Below are 1,831 nucleotides of genomic sequence, written 5' to 3' on the forward strand. Positions count from 1 at the left end.
GCGGTCGCCGGATCGAGCTCCGCGACGGCGATGCCGCCGACGGGCACGGACACGACCGCCGTGCGGCGTGGAAGGGCGACGATGCGCACCCGCCAGCGACGCTCGCCCGCGGCATCCGTCGCCATGCGCCGCTCGAGCTCCTCGACGAACGCCGCGAGGTCGAAGTCGCCGACGGGCGCCTCGGCCACGTCGAAGCGCAGCTCGTCGTCGCAGAACTCCCACGCATTGATGAGCTGTCCGAACAGCTCCCGCCCATGGATGCGGTTGAGGAGCTTCGGCAGCTCGGCAGTCGTCAGGACCTCGTCGCCGAGCACCTCGGGCAGGGCGCCCAGGAGTTGCACGCCGCTGCCGAGCGTGAGGCGCTCGGGGTCGTGCAGGCGGATCTCGACGTGGGCCCGCCTGCGGAACCCGGTCGGGTTGGCGACGACGTGGCGATCGGGGGTGACGGATGCCGCGAGCCGCTCCATCGTGCGCAGGATGACGCCCCGCGCGACGTGCCCGGCGGTGGCGAGGCGGCCCTCGACCTCGGCGGCGGTCGCGTCGACGCCGCATCCGGTGACGGAGTCGTGGGCGGTGCTCTCGACCAGTCGATACCAGGCGGTGTCGAAGAACGCGCGGTGGTCGTCGGCGCCGAACGCGGCGTCGAGGCGCTCGGCGGTCGAAAGGCGCCGCTCGGCGTCGGTCATCGTCTGCTTGAGGTTGGTGCGAACGGAGAACACGCCGGGGAGCAGGTTGCCGCGCGCGTGCGAGCGCAGTTCGCCCGCGACCGCGGGCCAGCCCGCCAGAGCCTCCTCGTCGCCGGCGCGCCACTCGGGGGCGACGTGGTCGAGGTAGCCGTCGACGGTCGCGATGGAGAGCTCGATCTGCCCGCGACCCGCGACCGCCTCGACCGTGGGCACGAGGTCGGCGGGCGGGGCGCTGTGGTCGGTGCCGAGCATGCCGAGGATCGCGTCCGACCCGTACCACTCGGCGATCGACTGGCCGTACTCGGCGACCAGCGCCTCGAGTTGGCCCGGCAGCGCGAACAGGTCGAGGGCGTTCCCGTACCCGTCGAGGAGGTACTCGGTGCGCACGGTCGACCCGTCGGGGGCGGTCCAGGCGAACGCGTGACGACGAACCCGGCCGGGAACGCCGCGCCACAGCATCGCATCGCGGAGGCCGAACCCGCGCAGGATCTGCGGCATCTGCGCGGCGTGGCCGAACATGTCGGGCAAGTAGCCCGTGCGCATCTCGCGGCCGAGGCGCCGGGTCGAGCGGAGTCCCAGCTCGAGGTTGCGCACGATGGTCTCGCCGTCGCACAGGAACTCGTCGAGCAGGATGAGGAACGGCCCGACCGCGAGCTGCCCCCGCTCGATCGCCGCCACGACACGGTCGCGCTGCTCGGGGCGGATCTCGAGGTAGTCGTCGATCGCCGCGGCCTGGCCGTCGAGCGTGAACCGGTAGGCCGGATGCTCCTCCAGCGTGTCGAGGAGCCGGTCGACCATGTGCACGAGCCGAAGCCGGAACACGTCGTGCGGCTCGTACCACTCCCGGTCCCAGTGGGTGTGCGGCACGATCACGAGTTCGTCTGGGGCATCCATGTGTCGCTGGTCTCCTTCGTGGAGGTGGTCGAGGGGTCGGACGGGGTGGCGGGAGGCGGTGGGGCGGGAGACGGCGGGGCGGGAGACGGCGGGGCGGCGGCTCGGGGTCGGTGGGGCGGCGGCTCGGGCTGTTCGTCGAGCACTTCCAGACGTACAACACGGTCTGGAACGGGGAGCGCGGCACCACGGTGCTCTACCAGAACGAGCTGCCGTACGACCCGCCCACCCAGCCGGACTGGACCCAGCCCGAC

Annotated in this window: 1 protein-coding gene; it reads right to left on the reverse strand. The window is 72.6% G+C overall.

Annotated elements, in window-relative coordinates; translation table 11 throughout:
* Positions 1–1,580 (reverse strand): glycoside hydrolase family 38 N-terminal domain-containing protein (locus GH736_RS22315; RefSeq protein ID WP_203230912.1); only part of this gene is annotated, 1,580 nt, incomplete at its 3' end.
* Positions 1,581–1,831: the final 251 nt, after the last annotated feature.

The organism is Agromyces humi (genome assembly GCF_009720255.1).
GTDB lineage: Bacteria > Actinomycetota > Actinomycetes > Actinomycetales > Microbacteriaceae > Agromyces > Agromyces humi.